Raw genomic sequence first — 19,944 nt, 5'->3', positions numbered from 1 at the left:
CCTGTCTTTCCTGCCAGTACCGCCACATCGTGCAGGCATGAGCGCCCAGCCTACCCAAGCGGCCGAGGCTCTGCCAGCACTGACTGTCCCCAGCCACGCATGCGAGTGACTCCGCTCAGTCTTCCTGAACCATCACGGCCTTGACGCTGACTGGCACCTGGGTCGCGATGTTGCCAAGCCCGGCCAGGTCACGCAGGGTGCGGATGCCATCGACCAGCGCGAACTGCTCCGCGTCGACCATCACAGGCGTGAGGGTCTGCACCAGCCAGCGATCGCCGCGCAGGCGCGTCACCTGCAGGCTCATCGGCAGGTTCTGGGTGTTGTCGTGCAACGTCAGCTGGCCTTCGACATCCACTTTCTGAGTGTCGCCCGGCTCCATCACCTTGAGGGTCGGCATGTCGAGACTCGCGGTCATCACGGCCAACGGGTAGGTGCCGGACTCGAACAGCTTCTCGCTGACGCGCTGGTCACGAATGTCGATGCCGGTACTGGCGGAGTCGAGGTCGATCTCCACCGACAGCTGACCGGCGTCATTGACGCGCGCACGCCAGGAGGTGAAAGCATCCGTCTCGACGGTGCTGGCGCCCGACTTGGCCATCTTGGTGGTCTGGAAGCTCAGCTGTGACAGATCGCCATCCAGCTTCCAGGCGGCCTGCGCGCTGGCAGCGGTGCTCAGGATCAGAGTGGCGGTCAGGGTGCGCAGCGCAGTCTGGAATCGCATTGGGGAGTCTTCCTTGAGGCAGGTGATACGGGAAACCGTCAAACGGACGTGCCGACGCGGCCCGAGGCAACTTGCCCGGACGCTCAGCAACGTGAATTGGATAGCCGGATGGACGAGAGGTTCCCGCCCATCCGGTTGCGTTTGCTGCATCTCGCCCCAGTGATACTGCGACTGACGGCCATGTCAGGCCGACGAGGGAGCCGCAGACAGCAAGGAGCGAAGCAGCAGACGACAAAGGCGTGCTGAAGATGCTCAGAACATGCCCAGCTCCAGGCGGGCATCCTCACTCATCATCTCGCGCGACCAGGCAGGCGAGAACACGATCTCGACGTGGACCTTGGAGACATCCTCGGCGCCGAGAATCTTGCGCTTGGCATCTTCGGCAATCACGTTGCCCATGCCGCAGCCCGGCGCGGTCAACGTCATCTTAAGATTGACCATCTTCTCGCCGCTGATCAGGGTGTCGATACGACAGCCATAGACCAGCCCCAGCTCGACGATGTCGACCGGGATCTCGGGGTCGAAGCAGGTGCGCAGCTGGGCCCAGACGAAGGCCTCGATATCGGCATCGCTCTGGCCGGCCGGCAGATGCGGACGCGGCATGGCGTCCAGCCCCAGCGCATCGAGGCTGAAGCTCTCGATCAGGTACATGCGACCCTCGAAGGCGACGCTGACAGTGCCGCCCTTGGCCTGCATGACTTCAACCACCGAATCCTCATGCAGGGTCACCGACTTGCCGAACGGTACCGAGATACCCTCCACGTCCCGCTGCAACGGCATCTTCTGGCCCTTGCCGAGGCTGGCCAGCTGGTCTTCAGTGTGGCTCATGCCCTCTCCTTGCCGATCCGCATGACAGGCATGCGGATCGTGAATTCTGTTGGTTCACTCAAGACGTACGGGTGACGACATCCCCTGGCAAGGGCCGATACCAATGAGGCCCGCCATGCGCGAGCCTCATTGATCAGCGCCCGTCAGGGGCACCGCAGGGGGTGCTCAGCGCACCATGGTCAGCACACGCTGCAGGGCATCGACGAACATGTCGATCTCTTCCGGCGTGTTGTAGGCCGCGAAGGAGGCCCGGCAGGTGGCATCGACACCGAAGCGACGCAGCACCGGCTGCGCGCAGTGGTGGCCGGTACGGATGGCGACCCCCAGCTGGTCGATCAGCAGACCGATATCCTGGGCGTGGGCACCATCGACCACGAAGGAGATCGCGCCCGCCTTGTCGGGCGAGTTGCCGATGATGCGCAGGCCGTCCACTTCGCGCATGCGCTCGCTGGCATGGCGCATCAGCTGCTGCTCCCAGCGCGTGATCAGCGCCATGTGGGTACAACCCAGCCAGTCGATGGCCTTGCCCAATCCGATGACCTCGGCGATGGGCGGCGTGCCGGCCTCGAACTTGTGCGGCAAGTCCGCGAACAGGGTGCCATTCTCGAACGACACCGTGCGGATCATCTCACCACCACCCTGCCACGGCGGCATCGCCTCCAGCAGCGCTTCCTTGCCGTAGAGCACACCGATGCCGGTCGGCCCGTACATCTTGTGGCCCGAGAAGACATAGAAGTCAGCATCGATCTCGCGCACATCGACCTGCTGATGCGGCACCGCCTGGGCGCCATCGACCAGAATCAACGCGTCATGAGCGTGCGCCAGCTTCGCCATCTCGGCCACCGGGTTGATGCTGCCCAGGGCGTTGGAGACCTGATTGACGCAGACCAGACGCGTCTTCTCGCCCAGCAGGTCGCGGTAGGCCGCCATGTCGAGCACACCATCGTCGTCACACGGGATGACCTTGATGACGATATCGAGGCGCTCGGCCAGAAGCTGCCACGGCACGATGTTGGCGTGATGCTCCATTACCGAGATCAGCACTTCATCGCCGGCATTCAGCCAGTTGGCCCCCCAGCTGTTGGCGACCAGGTTGATCGCCTCGGTGGTGCCACGCGTGAAGATGACTTCCCGCGTCAGGCGCGCATTGATGAAGCTGCGCACCTTCTCACGCGTGCCTTCAAAGGCCGCCGTCGCCTCATCCGCCAGGGTATGCAGACCGCGGTGGATGTTGGCATTGGTCTTGCGGTAGTAGTCGCTCATCGCGTCGATGACGGCGGTCGGCGTCTGGCTGGTGGCGGCGCTGTCCAGATAGATCAGCGGCACATCGCCATGCACGCGACGCTCGAGGATCGGGAAATCCTCACGTACCCGCACGACGTCGAGCATCAGGTTGTCGAGTGCGCTCATGCAAAGTCCTCATCACGTGCCACCGCCACGGCGCCACCGCCCAGCTCGACACTGAGATCGACCAGCTCATCGAGGTGGAAGCGTGACGGCAGGCGTCCCGCGACACTGCGCTCGATGCGCTCGGCGATGGCGTCGATGCCCAGGCCAGTCATGACTTCGTTGGCGAAGGCCAGGGTCAGAAGACCACGGGCGGTCTGCTCATCGATGCCACGGGCACGCAGCGCGAAGACGGCGGTCTCGTCGAGCTGACCGGTCGTGGTGCCGTGGGAGCACTTGACGTCGTCGGCGTAGATCTCGAGTTCCGGCTTGGTGTTGATCTCGGCGCGGTCCGAGAGCAGCAGGTTGGCGTTGTTCTGATGCGCCTCGATCTGCTGGCTGTCGCGCTTGACCAGCACGCGGCCGTTGAAGACGCCGCGGGCACGGTCGGCCAGGATGCCCTTGTAGTTCTCGTCGGAGAACGTCAGTGCCTCGTTGTGATTGACCAGCGAGTGGGTGTCGACGTGCTGGCGATCACGACCGAAGAACAGGCCATCGAGGCGTGCATGGGCGTTGTTGCCGTTCAGGTCGCAGACGATGTCGTTGCGCACCAGGCCACCACCGGTGTTCAGGTTGATGGAGCGATACTGGCTGTCACGCGGCTGCTCGACCTGCAGCGAGGCGATATGCGTCTCGCCGGTGGCAGCTTCGCCCAGCTTGTAGTGATTGAGCACGGCGCCGCGCTCCAGCATCACTTCGCTGACCATGTTGGTGAAGTTGGTCGCGCCGCTTTCACCGATGTGATGCTCGATCACGCTGGCTTCGGCGCGGCTGCCCAGCTGCACCAGCAGACGCGGGTGGCTCATGGTCACGGGTTGGCCTTCGACGGCGGCACGCGACAGGAACAGCACGTAGACCGGCTTGTCGAGCACCGTACGCGGGCCAACCTGAATCACCGCACCCTCTTCGGTGAAGGCGGAATTCAGCGCCACGAAGGGCGTGAAGTCGATGCCGGTCAGGCGGTTCAGCGAGCCGCCGATGACTTCCGGCTGATTGACGATGGCCTCAGACAGCGGCACGACACGCACGGTGTCGGGCAGGCCTGCCATATCGGAGAGTTCGGCATTGTAGAGGCCATCGACGAACACCAGACGATAGGCATCGACGTCGAGTGCCAGCTCATCCTTCACGGCCGGCGCGAGGCTTGCATCGTCGGCGAGACGATATTGCTGACGACCCAGTGCCTGGGTATCGGTGTACTTCCAGGCCTCGACCTTGCGGGTCGGCAGGCCGAGGGCTTCAAAGCGGGCGATGCCGGCCTGACGGCGGGCGGCCATCCAGCTCGGGTCGGCCGCAAAGCGAGCCTTGCGGGCAGCGAATTCGCTGGCGAAGGCTTCGCTGCCGGGGACGGACGCGGTAGCAAGTGCTGTCATTACGCGGTTTCCTCCTGCAGCCAGTCATAGCCCTGGGCTTCGAGTTCGAGGGCCAGCGACTTGTCGCCGGACTTGACGATGCGGCCATCCATCAGCACATGGATCTGGTCCGGCACGATGTGCTCGAGCAGACGCTGGTAGTGGGTGACCATCAGCACGGCGCGGTCTTCGCTGCGCAGCGAGTTGACGCCCTTGGCGACGATCTTCAGCGCATCGATGTCGAGGCCGGAGTCGATCTCGTCGAGCATGGCGAGCTTCGGTTCCAGCACCAGCATCTGCAGGATCTCGTTGCGCTTCTTCTCACCACCCGAGAAGCCTTCGTTGACGGCGCGCTGCAGGAAGCTGGCGTCCATCTGCATGAAGGCCAGTTTCTCGCGGATCAGCTTCATGAATTCCGGGGCCGGAATCTCGCCCAGGCCTTCGGCTTCACGCTTGGCATTCAGCGCCGCCTTGAGCAGGTAGACGTTCTTGACCCCCGGGATCTCCACCGGGTACTGGAAGCCCAGCAGCAGGCCAGCACGGGCGCGCTCCTCGATTTCCATCTCCAGTACATCCTCACCTTCATAGGTAATGGTGCCCGAGGTCACTTCATAGCCGTCCTTGCCGGCGATCACGGAAGACAGCGTGGACTTGCCTGCGCCGTTCGGGCCCATGATGGCGTGGACTTCACCCTTGTTGATGGTCAGATCGAGACCCTTGAGGATTTCCTTGCCTTCCACCGAAACGTGCAGATCTTTGACTACGAGCATGTTGATACCTTTTGCTGACAGGCCGCCCGCGAGCGGCCCTCAAGAATGGGGGTGAATGCGAAAGACGCGGCGATATCAGCCGACGGCGCCTTCAAGGGTGACGTTGAGCAGCGCCTCGGCCTCGACGGCGAACTCCATCGGCAGCTCCTGGAAGACGTCCTTGCAGAAGCCATTGACGATCATGTTGACCGCATCTTCCTCGCTGATGCCACGCTGACGGCAATAGAACAGCTGATCTTCGCCGATCTTGGAGGTCGTGGCCTCATGCTCGACAGTGGCCGTCGCGTTGCCGATTTCCTGATACGGGAAGGTGTGCGCGCCACAGCGGTCGCCGATCAACAGCGAGTCGCACTGGGTGAAGTTGCGCGCCCCCTTGGCCCGCGGGCCGATCTTGACCAGACCACGATAGGACTGCTCGGAATTACCGGCCGAGATACCCTTGGAGACGATGGTGGACTTGGTGCCCTCACCGATGTGGATCATCTTGGTGCCAGTGTCCGCCTGCTGACGACCATTGGTGACGGCGACGGAGTAGAACTCCCCGACACTGTCCTTGCCGCGCAGGATGCACGACGGGTACTTCCAGGTGATCGCGGAGCCGGTCTCGACCTGGGTCCAGGAGACCTTGGAGCGGTCACCACGGCAGTCGGCACGCTTGGTGACGAAGTTGTAGATGCCGCCCTTGCCGTCTTCATCACCCGGATACCAGTTCTGGACGGTGGAATACTTGATGTAGGCGTCTTCCAGCGCCACCAGCTCGACCACGGCGGCGTGCAGCTGATTGTCATCACGCTGCGGCGCGGTACAGCCTTCCAGATACGAGACCTGAGCCTGCTTCTCGCAGATGATCAGGGTGCGCTCGAACTGGCCGGTGTTGGCGGCGTTGATGCGGAAGTAGGTGGAAAGCTCCATCGGGCAGGTAACGCCTTCCGGCACGAACACGAAGGAGCCATCGGTGAAGACGGCCGCATTCAGCGCGGTGAAGAAGTTGTCCGCCTTGGGCACCACGGTACCGAGATACTGCTTGATCAGCTCCGGGTAGTCCTGGATGGCTTCCGAGATGGAGCAGAAGATGACGCCCGCCTCGGACAGCTCCTTCTTGAAGGTGGTGGTCACGGACACGGAGTCGAAGACCGCGTCGACCGCGACACCGGCCAGTGCGGCGCGCTCGTGCAGCGGAATACCCAGCTTCTCGTAGGTCTCGAGAAGTTTGGGGTCGACCTCATCCAGACTCTGCGGGCGGTCTTCCGGCTTCTTCGGGGCGCTGAAGTAGGAAATCGCCTGGTAGTCGATCTCCGGATAATCCAGGTGGGCCCAGGACGGCGCCTTCATCTTCAGCCACTGCTGATACGCATCCAGACGCCACTCCAGCATCCACTCTGGCTCACCCTTCTTGGCCGAGATGAAGCGAATCACGCTTTCATCCAGTCCCGGCGGAATGGTGTCGCTCTCGATATCGGTCACGAAGCCCTGCTTGTACTCGCGCTGTACAAGCTGCTCCATCTCCTGGCTCGCCATGCTGGTCTCCTCTCCCGGAGAGCTCCGGGTCTGTTCAGATGCCTGATCACCCCGCCCGAATCGCAGCGAAGTTCGAATGTTCGTGTTGCCACGGCGAAGTTTGTCGCGCGGCAACGAATTCAGCGTTTGCCGGCGCCGTTGGATGCCTTGGCCCTGGGGAGTGGCTCGTCATCCCCATACAGACTGATGGCCTGAATCGGCAGTTGCACCGGCATGCGCAGTGGCGCGGATGACGCCAGATGCGCCAGCGTCACGCTGCCCAGCAGCTCACTGATGGCGTACGAGACGCGCTGCCAGTTGTCGGCCACCCCGCAGGTGTTGACCAGCTCGCAATCGCCATCGGCATGACTGCATTCGGTCACGGCTACCGGGCCTTCGATGGCGCTGATGATGTCGCTGGCCGTGATCTGGCTGGCTGGGCGCGCCAGGCGATAACCGCCCAGCGCGCCGCGACGCGATTCAAGCAGACCGGCCCGCACCAGCGCCTTGAGCGTCTTGCTCACGGTGGGATGCGGCAGCTGCACGCTTTCGGCCAGATCGATCGCCGCGTGGGCCGAGTCCGGCTCGCGGGCGATGCGCGCCATCACGACAGCGGCATAATCGGTCATCTTGGAAAGCTTCAGCATGCTGGCCTCCACCACGGGAAGATTAATTGGGGACCATTTTAGTCCTGTATCAGAACGTTGTGAAGCGGGGACCCCACCGAAAACGTCGAATTGCGACCTGGGCAACCAGTTTGCCGACAAGATAGCCGCCGATCACAACAAAAATAACAATCATTCCCATTTAAAATATCTACCAGCCACGCCCGATGACCCAGGCGCCCTGTACAACAATCCCGCACGTAGCGAAAGATCGATGACGGCCACTCCGCTTCACAAGCCCTCCCTACAACGCGCCCCCTCCTTCACAACGCAAGACACCCCGCCGGGAGAATCCCGACGGGGTGTCTTGGTCACGCCATCATGCCGTCATGCAAGGCTCATCCGAGCGATGCATGATGGTCAGTCGTGGAACGGATTGCGCAGCACGATGGTCTCGTTGCGGTCCGGGCCAGTGGAGATGATGTCGATCGGCACGCCGACCTGCTCTTCCAGGAAGCTGATATAAGCGCGAGCGTTGGCCGGCAGCTTGTCGACTTCGCGCACGCCGATGGTGGAATCACTCCAGCCCGGCAGGTCCTGGTACAGCGGTTCGATGGCTTCGTAGCCTTCGGAATCCACCGGGTTGTCCAGCACGTCGCCATCCTTGCTGCGATAGCCGATGCAGACACGGATGTTCTCGAGACCATCCAGCACGTCCAGCTTGGTCAGGCAGATGCCGCTGACCGAGTTGATCTGCACGGCGTGGCGCAGAGCGACGGCATCGAACCAACCGCAACGACGCGCACGGCCGGTGGTGGCACCGAATTCGTGGCCACGCTCGGCCAGGTGACGGCCGAACTCATCGAACAGCTCGGTCGGGAACGGACCGGAGCCGACACGCGTGGTGTAGGCCTTGGTGATGCCCAGCACGTAATCGAGATACAGCGGGCCGACGCCGGAACCGGTGGCGGTGCCGCCGGCAGTGGTGTTGGAGCTGGTGACGTACGGGTAGGTACCGTGGTCGATGTCGAGCAGTGAGCCCTGAGCACCTTCGAAGAGGATGTTCTCGTTGGCCTTGCGCACGGAGTGGACCAGATCCACGGTGTCGCAGACCATCGGACGCAGCTCTTCGGCCATTTCCATGGCTTCGTCCAGCACCTGCTGGAAGTCGACCGGTGCTTCACCGTGATAGTGCTGCAGCACGAAGTTGTGGTAATCCAGCACTTCGCCCAGCTTGGAGGCGAAACGCTCACGGTGGAGCATGTCACCCAGACGCAGGCCACGACGCGCGACCTTGTCTTCGTAGGCCGGACCGATGCCGCGACCGGTAGTCCCGATCTTGGCGACGCCACGGGCCTTCTCGCGCGCCTGGTCCAGACGCACATGGTAGGACAGGATCAGCGGGCAGGCCGGCGACAGACGCAGGCGATCACGCACCGGCACGTCGTTGGCTTCAAGCTCACGGATTTCCTTGATCAGCGCTTCCGGAGACAGCACGACACCGTTGCCGATGACGCAGGTCTTGCCCGGGTGGAGGATGCCGGACGGGATCAGGTGGAGGACGGTCTTCTTGCCGTCCAGCACCAAGGTATGACCTGCGTTGTGGCCACCCTGGAAACGCACGACGGCGCTGGCGGATTCGGTCAGCAGGTCGACGACCTTGCCCTTGCCTTCATCACCCCATTGGGTGCCGAGCACGACTACATTCTTGCCCATGGTTCCTATCTCTTTCGGTGAATAACCGTCGGTGAAAACCCACTCACAAGTGCAGCTGCCCTATCGGCAGCTGCACCTCGGGGCCCAGTGGCCCCAGCTGTTCTGCTATCTGTCACTCGCTGCCATCGTTCTCGGGTCAGCCAGACTCAGTCATCCAAGTCCAGTCATCCAAGTCCAGTCATCCAGGTTCAGGCATCGAGTGTAACGACCTGCCAGCCGCCGTCGCCATTGACCAGCTCACGATTGCAACGGTGTGCATCCGCGCCTGTGGTCTGGCCCGGCAGGGCCTCGATGACACGCTCGCCAGCGGCACGCAGCTGATCGACACACTCACGCAGCGCGCTGTCGTTTAGTGCCGGCGCCCAGATGCCGTCGCAGGCCGGAGCCTGCACGACCAGCGAGGCCAGCTGCTTGAGGTCCATCGAGAAGCCGGTGGCAGGACGCGCACGACCGAAGGCTCGTCCAGTATCGTCGTAGCGACCACCCTTGGCCAGCGCCTGACCGTAACCCGGGACGTAGGCCGCGAACACCATGCCGGTGTGGTACTCGTAACCGCGCAGTTCGGCGAGGTCGAAATAGAGCGTGACCTGCGGATGACGCTCGCGGACCGCGCAGCTCAGCGCCGTCAGCTGATCCAGAGCGCTGGCGACCGCCGCCGGTGCGCCGGCGAAGGCGGTACGCGCCTGGGCCAGAATCTCGTCATCACCGTGCAGGTGCGGCAGCGCCTTGAGCATGCCCGCCACTACCTTGTCACCCACCACGCGATCGATCAATGCATCGAGAGCGGAATACTGTTTACGCTCGATGGCAGCGAACAGCTCACGCTCGTGCTCGTCATTCATGCCGGCTTCGGCGATCAAGGCACGGTAGATGCCGATATGGCCCAGTGCCAGGTGCAATTCACCGGCGCCGGCCTGCTCGAGACTGGTCAGGGCCAGATGCAGAATCTCGTGGTCGGCCTCGAGACCGGCGTGGCCGAAGAGCTCAGCCCCGACCTGCACCGGGCTGCGACCGCCCTGGTGCTTGTCCGCCTTGGTGCGCAGCACGTTGGCGCAGTAGCACAGACGCACCGGGCCTTCGCGGTGCAGGGAGTGAGCGTCCATGCGTGCCACCTGCGGGGTGACATCGGCGCTGGCGCCCATCATGCGACCGGTCATCTGGTCGGTCAGCTTGAAGGTCTGCAGATCAAGCTCGGTGCCGGTGCCGGTCAGCAGCGAATCGAGAAATTCGACGGGCGGCGGCAGCACCAGGTCATAGCCGAAGCGATGATAGAGGTCGAGCAGCGCGCGGCGCAGCGCCTCCATACGGGTTGCCTGAGGGGGCAATACCTCATCCATGCCATCCGGGAGGAGCCAGCGATCTGCGATGGTCATTGCGCTATCCTGCGAGAGATTTATGACAAGGGGTGACTCGTGACGCGAGGAAATTCACCCGGCTGACGCTCATGTCGAACGCGACGCCCGCGGGGGATTTCACAGCAGCCGACCGAGACCCGTGAAGCAAGGTCCTGCTCGACGCTTTCCTGTCGGCCTTGCGCCTGTGCATGAAAAGCGGCCACAAAAAAACCGGGCGGTGCCCGGTTGCAGGAGTCTAGCATGAATCCTTGTGGGATGAACCCCGCGAACCTCTCGAGCGACGTTCATCCGTTGCGCGGCCTCTGATGCTGCCAGAGGCCGCGCGCAACATCCCCGAAAGCAAGCCTTCGGGTTTGATGATGCTGCTTACTGGTTGCTGCCCTGCGGGTCCTTGAAGAAGCGGAAGAACTCGCTGTCCGGCTGCATGACCATCATGTTGCCATCACCCTTGAAGCTGTCGCGATAGGCCTGCAGAGAGCGGTAGAAGCGGAAGAACTCGGTATCCGCCCCGTAGGCGCCGGCATAGATGGCAGCAGCGGAGGCATCGCCTTCACCGCGCAGGGTCTGCGCCTGCTCTTCAGCCTGCGCGAGCAGGACGGAACGGCGACGATCAGCATTGGCCTGGATCTTCTCGGCCTGCTCCTGACCCTGGGCACGATACTCACGTGCCTCACGCTGACGCTCGGTCTTCATGCGCTCGTAGACCGCCTGGGAGACTTCGTCCGGCAGGTCGATACGCTTGACGCGGATATCGAGAATCGACACCCCCAGTTCCTTGCGCATCACCTCGTCGAGCTCTTCAGTGGGCTTCTTCATCAGCGCGTCACGCTGCTCGGAGATGATCTGCACCAGTTCGAGCTTGCCGAACTCGTTACGCAGACTCTCGTCGACACGCGGCGCGATCAGGCGCTCGGCCATCTGCTCGTCGCCGGAGGTCGCTTCGTAGTAGCGCTTCGGATCGACGATCTTCCACTTGACGAAGGAGTCGACGATGACGGCCTTCTTCTCGCGGGTCAGATAACGACTTGCCTGGGCATCCAGCGTCAACACGCGCGTATCGAAGGTACGGATCGTGTTGTAGACCGGCAGCTTGAAGTGCAGGCCGGGCTGGATATTGTCTTCCACCACTTCACCAAACTTGAGCTTGATGGCGCGCTGGGTCTCATCAACCGTGTAGAGGCTGTTGCTACCAAGCCAGGCCACTACGGCCAGACCGGCGACGGCCATCAGTGAGCGATTGTTGATCATTAACGACCCTCCCGACGGATGCTGTTGCTGCTGTCAGTGCTCTGGCTGCGGCTCAGGGCATCACTCGCCTGTCGGGACACACGGTCCAGCTCACTACGACTCATGCCACTGCTGTCTTCGGCGGCAGCACTGGACTTGTTGGCCAGCTTGTCCAACGGCAGGTACATGAGGGAATTGCCGTTCTCGACATCCACCAGCACCTTGTTGGTCTTGCCGAGCACTTCGCCCATGGTTTCCAGATACATGCGCTCGCGGATGATTTCCGGCGCCTTCTGGTACTCGGTCAGCAGGGACGTGAAGCGGTTGGCTTCACCCTGGGACTTCGCGACCACGGACTCCTTGTAACCCTCGGCTTCCTCGATGATGCGCTGCGCCTGACCCTGGGCTTCCGGGAGAATCGAGTTCTCGTAGGCCAGTGCCTGGTTGATCGTGCGCTGACGATCCTCACGCGCCTTGATGACGTCATCGAAGGAATCCTGGACCGCTGCCGGCGCAGAGGTGGACTCGACGTTGATGGTCTGCAGCGTCAGGCCGACACCGTAGTTGTCCAGATAGGACTGCAGGCGCGACTTGACGTTGCTGGCCAGCAATTCACGACCGGAGGTCAGGATGTCGTTCATGTCGGCACTGCCGACTTCGTGACGCAGCGCAGAGTCCATGGCGTTCTCGAGGCTGATCTCGGGCGCACGGACGTTGAGCAGGAAGTCACGCGGGTTGGACACCTGATACTGCACGGACATCTGGACTTCGACGATGTTCTCGTCCTGGGTCAGCATCGACTTGGTCTGGGAGAGCGAACGCACCTTGGTGACGTTGACCTCACGCACATCGTCGATGATCGGCGGATTCCAATGCAGGCCCGGGCCGACGATGTCGTTGTACTTGCCGAAACGCAGCACGACGCCACGCTCTGACTGATCGACCAGGTAGAAACCGGAAGCCGCCCAGATGGCGACCAGGATGACACCGATGATACCCGGCAGCGCGAAGGCATTGGTGCTGCCACCGTTGCCGCCATTGCCACCGGCACCGCCACGACGCTTGCGGCCATTGCCGAGCATGCCGTTGAGCTTGTCCTGGAATTTCTTCAGCGCTTCGTCGAGGTCGGGCGGTCCACCATTGCCACCGCCGTTACCCCCGCCCCCCTTCTTGTCCCCGTTGCGACCGCCGCCGCTCCACGGGTCATGCTGGTTGCCGCCACCCGGCTCATTCCAAGCCATACGTCGTCTCCACTCAGTCGATGTTCCGCTCGTCATTATGATGACGCCGCCCTGCCAGCTGCGACCGGTTCCGTGCCTTGAGCCTGATGGCCTCCGGCGACCGATTCTCTCGTACGGCATGGCGACGCGTCCCTTGCGGGAGAAGGCCATGGCCCTGCCCGACGGCCATCGTCCGTCGGACGGCATCCAGCCAATCCTGCTGAATGCCCGCTGCTCTGACGCGCAGGGCATGCCCTGCGCGAGGGCATCCATCGTCATTCGTGCGCGGCGATGGATGCCGGGTAGTGCTTGCCACTGCGTTGCGACAACGGTGCGATGCTGCGTGTACGCCACTTCTCATCGAGCTGCTGCGCAGCGCACCAGCGCAAGTCTCGTTACCAGACGGTATCAGGACTTGTGCGTGACCGACACGCGATGCTTTTCCGCGCGTTCGGCGGACAGTTCACGCTGCCAGGCTTCGCGGTCGTCATGTTCACCGCCGAGATAATCTTCAGGCGATTCACCAAGATGCGACAACAACTGCAGAAAATCGCGTTTCTCGAGACGAATGTCCAGCAGCGCATTGCCCTGCTCGTCATATTGCTCGTCCTTGACCGCATCCAGCTCATGCAAACCTGCCCGCAGACGGGACTTGGCAGGCCCCAGCGTCAGCTGCATGGAGATGACGTTGTCGGACAGCAACTCGGCGAAGGCCTGCATCAGCAGATCCAGCCCCTTGCCATCGCGTGCCGACAGCCACACCGCCAGCGGACGACCGAAGCCATCACGCTCGATGCGCGGTGCCATGTCGAGTCGATCGATCTTGTTCATGACCAACAGACGCGGCACATCACCGGCATCAATCTCGCTCAGGACGTGATTGACCTGCTCGGTATTGCGGTCATTCTCCGGGTCTGCAGCGTCGATGACATGTACCAGCAGATCCGCTTCCGCCGCTTCCTGGAGGGTCGCCTGGAAGGCTTCCACCAGCTTGTGCGGCAGATGACGAATGAAGCCGACGGTATCGGCCAGGACTGCCGAGCCGACATCCTCGAGCTCCAGACGACGCAGCGTCGGGTCCAGCGTCGCGAACAGCTGATCGGCGGCGTACACCTCGGAGGTGGTCAGCGCGTTGAACAGCGTCGACTTGCCAGCGTTGGTATAGCCGACCAGCGACAGACTCGGGATCTCGGCACGCGCACGGGCACGGCGGTTCTGATCGCGCTGCTTGTGCACCTTCTCGAGTCGCTTGTGGATCGACTTGATGCGGGCGCGCAACAGGCGACGGTCAGTCTCGAGCTGGGTTTCCCCCGGGCCTCGCAGACCGATACCGCCTTTCTGACGCTCAAGGTGAGTCCAACCCCGCACCAGGCGGGTGGACATGTACTCGAGCTGTGCGAGTTCCACCTGCAGCTTGCCCTCATGGGTCCGCGCACGCTGGGCAAAGATGTCGAGAATCAGACCGGTACGGTCGATGACGCGACACTTGAGCGTGGCTTCGAGGTTACGCTGCTGGGAAGGACTCAATGAATGGTTGAAAATGACCAGCTCGGCTTCGTGCACGGCCAGGGCCTCTTGCACTTCCTCAAGCTTGCCTTCTCCGATGAACGTACGGGAGTCGGGGCGGGGCCGGCTACCCTCGATGAGGGTCGCCGGCACGGCGCCTGCCGAACGTACGAGTTCGAGGAGCTCACCGGCATCCTCGCGTTCTTTTTCGTCCCGGAAATTGACATGCACCAGGACGGCCGTTTCACCGGCTTCAGGTCGTTCGAAGAACAATCAGCGCCTCTGACTTCAGCTTTCTGTGGACGGCACGCTCGGATCCTGGGCCGGCAGGCGCACATTGCGCGACGGCACCACGGTCGAGATAGCGTGCTTGTAAACCATCTGGGAGACAGTATTGCGCAGCAGGATAACGAACTGATCGAAGGATTCGATCTGGCCCTGCAGCTTGATGCCGTTGACCAGGAAGATCGAGACCGGGATACGTTCCTTGCGCAGGATGTTCAGGTACGGGTCCTGGAGTGATTGACCTTTGGACATGTGACTCTCCGTAAAAATGTCTCGTTCGAGGTAAGTATGGTTATGTTCGCCAGCGCTCCGGGTTGCCCTCTTGAGGGGGCTTCACGGGCGCGGGTCGTGACCGCTCATGTTACGCTAAGTGCAGGTCTGGCGCACGATTTTCAAGGTTTCACTGTAAGGATCTACACCCATGGAATCCACCGGGTGAATCCCCTGCCAGCTCCGCAGCCAGGTCAACTGTCGCTTGGCGAGTTGACGCGTCGCGATGATGCCGCGTTCACGCATCTCGTCCCGGCTCAGATGGCCATCGAGAAAATCCCACACCTGACGGTAGCCGACACAACGTATCGAGGGCAGGCCCGCATGCAGCTCCGGACGTGCCTTCAGCGCTTCGACCTCGGCAATGAAGCCCTGTTCCAACATCTGATCAAAACGCGTCTCGATACGTTCATGTAACACGGCTCTATCGTGGGGCGCCAGTGCGATCGCTATCGGCCGGAACGGAAGTTCCGCCTCTGGCTGCTCCGCGAGCAGCTCGCTCATCGGGCGCCCGCTGATCAGACAGACCTCCAGCGCGCGTGTCAGCCGCTGGGGGTCAGTGGCCCGAATGCGCTGTGCCGTGGCCGGATCAAGCCGCGCCAGCTGCGCATGCAGCGCCGGCAGACCCTCGGACTGGATACGCGCCTCGAGCTCCGCGCGCAGCTCGGCATCCGCTGCCGGCAGCTCCGCCACGCCTTCCAACAGACGCTTGAAGTACATCATGGTGCCGCCGACCAGCAGCGGCATCTTGCCGCGGGACTGGATCTCGGCGATATGCGCCAGCGCATCGCGACGAAACTCGGCGGCGGAATAGCTCTCCAGCGGGTCGAGAAAGTCGATCAGGCGGTGTGGCGCTCGGGCCAGCTCTGCCGCGCTCGGCTTGGCCGTGCCGATATCCATGCCGCGATAGATCAGCGCCGAATCGACACTGACCAGCTCCGCGCCCTGCTCCTCGTGCCATCGAATGGCGAGGTCGGTCTTGCCGGAGGCCGTTGGCCCCATCAACAGCACGACAGGCGGCTTGTCAGCCACCTCAGACGCGTGGTGTCGGGAATCTTCAGGGGGTTGAATCTGGGTCATGGCCTATTGTCTGGGCTGGGAGGTGAATCAGGGGTGAACCGCGACGACACGGGGCGTCATCTACTGGCCACGCAGGAACAGCTTGTCGAGCTCATGCATCGAAAGCTCGGTCCAGGTCGGCCGGCCATGATTGCATTGCCCGGAGCGCTCGGTGCGCTCCATGTCACGAAGCAGGGCATTCATTTCCGGAATCGTCAGACGGCGGTTGGCGCGCACGCTACCGCGACATGCCATGTCGGCGAGCAGTTCATTCATGTGCGCCTCCATGCGGTCGCTGCGCCCATAGCGCTCAAGATCTTCCAGCATGCCGCGCACCAGGGGCTCCACATCGGCATTGCCGAGCACGACCGGCACCTGACGCACCAGCAGCGTTTCCGGCCCGGCAGCGTCCAGCTCGACGCCCAGACGCGTGAACGCCTCGGACTCGCGCTCGAAGGTGCCCATCTCGCGCGCACTGACCGCCAGCGACACCGGCACCAGCAGCGGCTGGGCCTCCAAGTGGCCGCCACCGTGAACGTGCTGCTTCATGCGCTCATAGGTGATGCGCTCATGAGCAGCATGCATGTCGACCATCACCAACCCGCGCGAGGTCTGCGACAGGATGTAGACGCCGTGCAGCTGCGCCACGGCGTAGCCCAGCGGCGGCGTGTCATCGTCGTCACTCTGCGCCGGCAGGCCTCGCATCACCACTGCCGAACTGCCTGAGTCCGAGCCACTAGAGACAGACTGCACCGACATGCCAGGCCCTGCGTCGCTGGAAGGCGCGCCACCGGACGGCCTACCCACCTGAGGCGTGTCGACCCGCCAGCCGGGCGCAGACTCCCCGACACCGGCCTGCGCACTCCCCAGTCCTGCGCCCTGCCCTGGCCCGTCACCCTCGCGGCCACCTTCGCCCAGCGTGACACGTGGCGCACGCCGCGCCTCACGCTCGGCACTGGCGATCGCCGCCGGATCATTGGCCACGCCCGCACCGCCTGCTCCGCCACCCGGCGTGAGCAGATGATCTTCGCTGGGGTGCAGTGCCCGATAGCCGGCCATGAACTGACGCACACGCTCGGCACTCAGGCGTTCGCTGGAGCGTCCATCACCGGCAGGCGGCAGCTGCGAGGAAGGCTGCCAGGGGGCCGCAGCGCCGGCAGGCGCGCTCGGCGAGGCTGACGAGTCGCCCCCGGCCTGCGGACCGGCCGATGACGATTGCTGTTCAGTGGCGGCACTTTGCTGGGCATCCTGTTCCTGACGACCGAGACGCATGCCCTGCTGCTGCCAGCCGGGGCCCTCCTCCTTCTCCTGCCCGTCGATGCCGGTAGGCGCGGCGCTGTTGTCACCGGGGCGCACCTCGGCCAGCGCCTTGTGCAGGCTCGAGAACAGGAAGTCATGCACCAGTCGCCCGTCCCGGAAGCGCACTTCGTGCTTGGTCGGGTGAACGTTGACATCCACCACCGTCGGATCGAGCTCCAGATAGAGCACGAACACCGGATGCCGACCATGGAACAGCACATCGCGGTAGGCCTGACGAACGGCATGCGCGACGAGGCGGTCGCGCACCACGCGGCCATTGACGAAGAAGTATTGCTGATCGGCCTGGGCACGCGAGTGCGTCGGCAAGCCCACCCAGCCGGACAGGCGCAGCCCGGAGGCCGCGATATCCAGGTGCAATGCATGCTCGAGGAAGTTGCGCCCGAGCAGCGCTCCGATGCGCCGTTCCACCGTCAGGGTGTCTTCACCGGCACGCAGCTGATGCACCACCTTCTGGTTGTGGCGCAGCGTCCAGCCGATATCGTGGCGTGACAATGCCAGCCGCCGGAAGCTTTCCTCGACATGGCCGAACTCGGTCTTCTCGGTGCGCATGAACTTGCGGCGCGCCGGTGTATTGAAGAACAGATCACGCACCGCGACGCTGGTGCCACGCGGATGCGGCGCCGGGGAGACACGCGGTGCCATCTCGCGCCCTTCCGCCACCACTCGCCAACCATTGGCAGGCTCATCCGAGACATTCGAGAACAGCTCCAGCCGCGAGACCGAACTGATCGAGGCCAGAGCCTCGCCCCGGAAACCGAGGCTCGCCACGCCCTCGAGATCATCCAGGCTCTCGATCTTGCTGGTCGCATGCCGTGACAACGCCAGCGGCAGATCTTCCTCAGTGATGCCGCAGCCGTTGTCACGCACGCGAATCAGCCGCGCACCGCCGCCTTCCAGCTCCAGCTCGATGCGGGTACTGCCGGCATCGATGGCGTTCTCGACCAGCTCCTTGACCACGGAAGCCGGCCGCTCCACGACCTCACCCGCCGCGATCTGGTTGGCAAGGCGTGGATTGAGGATGCGGATCCGTCGCTCGCCAGGGCGAGCGGGTTGCATGTCGGTCAGCTCGTCAGACATCGATAGACTCCTGGATACACGAGCGAAAAACGCCGCGTCTCTGAAAACGATACTGTCCGCCGACCCAGCCACGGCAAGCAACGCATGCCGGAACTGCATCAGCGGACAGTGTCTGCGCCCCGCCAACGCATGGCGCTGTCAGGACGACTTGATGGCGTCGGGGTCAGCTGCGCGGAATCTTGAGCAGCTGGCCCACGCGCACCGTGTCGCCACTCATGTTGTTGGCCTGCTTGATGGCCGCCATGCTCACGTTGTGGCGCTGGGCCACTTCCGACAGCGTATCGCCACTCTTGACGCGATACTCACCGCCGTTGCCACCGCGTGCCTGGCTACGCTGCCATGCCAGCAGACTTGCGGGCGGCGGATTGCGCTCGAAATGGCTCTGGATTCCCGAAAAGATCGAGCGCGCCAGCTTCTCCTGATAGGGGCCGCTGTTGAGGTTGCGCTCTTCCTGGGGATTGGAGATGAAGCCCGTCTCCACCAGCAGCGAGGGGATATCCGGCGACTTGAGCACCACGAAGCCCGCCTGCTCCACCTGACGCTTGTGCAGGGAATTCATGCGCCCGAGGTTGGCCAGCACGCCGCTACCCGCCGCCAGCGAATCGTTGAGCGTCGCGGTCATGGTCAAGTCGAGCAACACGCCACGCAGCATCTCATCCTTGTCATTCAGGCTGAGATTGCCATCCACGCCCCCGATCAGGTCAGCACGGTTTTCGGTGGCGGCCAGCCAGCGTGCGGTCTCGGACGTCGCGCCGCGGCTTGAGAGCGCAAAGACCGAGCTGCCGTGCGGGCGCGGACTGTTGAAGGCATCGGCGTGAATCGAGACGAAGAAGTCTGCCTTCTGCTCACGCGCGATCTCGGTGCGCTTGCGCAGCGGAATGTAGTAATCGCTGTTGCGGGTCAGGATGGCCTTGAAGCCGGGCTGGGCATCGAACATGCGCTTGAGGCGCTTGCCGATCTTGAGCACCACATCCTTCTCTCGAGTCCCGCTGGGGCCGCTGGCGCCCGGGTCTTCCCCGCCGTGGCCAGGGTCGATCGCGATGATGATGTCACGCTTGGGATGTGCCGCCGCCTGGGTATTGACCACAGGCTCTGCCGGCTCGCCCTTCAGCTTGCGCTTGGCCGCGGCCTGTTCCTGCTCGCGGATACGGGCCTCAATGGGGTCGATGGGATTCTCGACCGCCGACTCGCCGGGGAACTCGAGATCCACCACCAGGCGATTGCCGTACTTGGCATTCGGCGCCAGCGTGAAGTCCTTGGGATTGACCGGGCGCGTCAGGTCGAGCACCACACGCAGGGCATCCCCCTGACGTCCGCTGCGGATCGACTTGATGGCGCTGCCTTCGAGATTCAGCGCGGCGAACTTGCGCTCGACCGCGGCACTGGCCACTTCGCTGCCGGCAAGGTCGATCACCAGACGGCGCGGATTGTCGAGGCCGAAGACCTTGGCCTTGGCGGCACTGTCGAGATCGAACACCAGCCGCGTGTGGTCCGGTGCGGTCCACAGGCGCAGGTTCTCGACCTTGGCGGCCAGCGCCTGCGGCGCCAACACCAGACTGGCAAGCGAGCAGACGACGCCACCCGCTAGCCATCGACGGAAGCTGCGCGCCAGACACATACGGGGGATTTTGGACGCTATTTCAGGCATCAGACAGGATGACCCAGACAGAAAGAACATGAATGAAGATAA

At 63.2% G+C, this 19,944-nt stretch carries 16 protein-coding genes; all 16 read right to left on the bottom strand.

What is annotated here, in order from left to right; all coding sequences use genetic code 11:
• Positions 1–115: 115 nt before the first annotated feature.
• The 16 genes from QQF40_RS02160 to QQF40_RS02085 all read right to left on the bottom strand — a co-directional run bounded on the left by QQF40_RS02160 (position 116) and on the right by QQF40_RS02085 (position 19,872).
• Positions 116–721 (bottom strand): YceI family protein, encoded by a 606-nt coding sequence (locus QQF40_RS02160; protein WP_175089757.1) that lies wholly within the window; start codon positions 719–721, stop codon positions 116–118.
• A gap of 252 nt (positions 722–973) precedes the next feature.
• Positions 974–1,549: a putative Fe-S cluster assembly protein SufT gene (sufT, locus tag QQF40_RS02155; protein ID WP_285460242.1), complete on the bottom strand. Its 576-nt coding sequence runs from the start codon at positions 1,547–1,549 to the stop codon at positions 974–976.
• 165 nt (positions 1,550–1,714) lie between these two features.
• A complete protein-coding gene (locus tag QQF40_RS02150) occupies positions 1,715–2,959 on the bottom strand; it encodes a cysteine desulfurase (RefSeq protein ID WP_175089755.1) in 1,245 nt (414 codons plus the stop codon).
• On the bottom strand, positions 2,956–4,368 hold the full coding sequence (gene sufD, locus QQF40_RS02145; protein WP_175089754.1) for a Fe-S cluster assembly protein SufD: 1,413 nt from the start codon (positions 4,366–4,368) through the stop codon (positions 2,956–2,958). The genes QQF40_RS02150 and sufD overlap by 4 nt, the downstream gene beginning before the upstream one ends.
• On the bottom strand, positions 4,368–5,117 hold the full coding sequence (gene sufC / locus QQF40_RS02140; protein ID WP_175089753.1) for a Fe-S cluster assembly ATPase SufC: 750 nt from the start codon (positions 5,115–5,117) through the stop codon (positions 4,368–4,370). Before sufC ends, sufD begins: the two co-directional genes overlap by 1 nt.
• A 75-nt stretch (positions 5,118–5,192) precedes the next feature.
• Positions 5,193–6,635: a Fe-S cluster assembly protein SufB gene (gene sufB, locus QQF40_RS02135; RefSeq protein ID WP_176676623.1), complete on the bottom strand. Its 1,443-nt coding sequence runs from the start codon at positions 6,633–6,635 to the stop codon at positions 5,193–5,195.
• A 119-nt stretch (positions 6,636–6,754) separates the two neighbouring features.
• Entirely contained in the window at positions 6,755–7,261 is a 507-nt protein-coding gene (locus QQF40_RS02130; RefSeq protein ID WP_175089751.1) for an SUF system Fe-S cluster assembly regulator, read from the bottom strand.
• Positions 7,262–7,639: 378 nt separating this feature from the next.
• Positions 7,640–8,935 (bottom strand): adenylosuccinate synthase, encoded by a 1,296-nt coding sequence (locus QQF40_RS02125; protein WP_166019460.1) that lies wholly within the window; start codon positions 8,933–8,935, stop codon positions 7,640–7,642.
• Positions 8,936–9,123: 188 nt separating this feature from the next.
• Positions 9,124–10,308 carry an ATP phosphoribosyltransferase regulatory subunit gene (locus tag QQF40_RS02120; protein ID WP_285460241.1) on the bottom strand — a complete coding sequence of 395 codons (1,185 nt, stop codon included), beginning with the start codon at positions 10,306–10,308 and terminating at the stop codon, positions 9,124–9,126.
• Positions 10,309–10,656: 348 nt separating this feature from the next.
• Entirely contained in the window at positions 10,657–11,538 is an 882-nt protein-coding gene (gene hflC, locus QQF40_RS02115) for a protease modulator HflC (RefSeq protein WP_175089748.1), read from the bottom strand.
• Positions 11,538–12,758, bottom strand: a complete 1,221-nt coding sequence (gene hflK / locus QQF40_RS02110) for an FtsH protease activity modulator HflK (RefSeq protein WP_043335204.1) — start codon at positions 12,756–12,758, stop codon at positions 11,538–11,540. Before hflK ends, hflC begins: the two co-directional genes overlap by 1 nt.
• Before the next feature lie 387 nt (positions 12,759–13,145).
• Positions 13,146–14,516, bottom strand: a complete 1,371-nt coding sequence (gene hflX / locus QQF40_RS02105) for a ribosome rescue GTPase HflX (protein ID WP_285460240.1) — start codon at positions 14,514–14,516, stop codon at positions 13,146–13,148.
• A gap of 15 nt (positions 14,517–14,531) precedes the next feature.
• Positions 14,532–14,780 carry an RNA chaperone Hfq gene (gene hfq / locus QQF40_RS02100; protein WP_043335203.1) on the bottom strand — a complete coding sequence of 83 codons (249 nt, stop codon included), beginning with the start codon at positions 14,778–14,780 and terminating at the stop codon, positions 14,532–14,534.
• Between the two features lie 114 nt (positions 14,781–14,894).
• Positions 14,895–15,878 carry a tRNA (adenosine(37)-N6)-dimethylallyltransferase MiaA gene (miaA, locus tag QQF40_RS02095; protein ID WP_084589552.1) on the bottom strand — a complete coding sequence of 328 codons (984 nt, stop codon included), beginning with the start codon at positions 15,876–15,878 and terminating at the stop codon, positions 14,895–14,897.
• Positions 15,879–15,938: 60 nt separating this feature from the next.
• Positions 15,939–18,254: a DNA mismatch repair endonuclease MutL gene (gene mutL / locus QQF40_RS02090; RefSeq protein WP_285460239.1), complete on the bottom strand. Its 2,316-nt coding sequence runs from the start codon at positions 18,252–18,254 to the stop codon at positions 15,939–15,941.
• 163 nt (positions 18,255–18,417) lie between these two features.
• Positions 18,418–19,872 carry an N-acetylmuramoyl-L-alanine amidase gene (locus tag QQF40_RS02085; RefSeq protein WP_175089746.1) on the bottom strand — a complete coding sequence of 485 codons (1,455 nt, stop codon included), beginning with the start codon at positions 19,870–19,872 and terminating at the stop codon, positions 18,418–18,420.
• Positions 19,873–19,944: the final 72 nt, after the last annotated feature.

Source organism: Cobetia sp. LC6 (genome assembly GCF_030264805.1).
Taxonomy (GTDB): domain Bacteria; phylum Pseudomonadota; class Gammaproteobacteria; order Pseudomonadales; family Halomonadaceae; genus Cobetia.
Note: the sequence above shows the minus strand (reverse complement) of the source record. Positions and strands in the feature narration are given on the sequence as shown.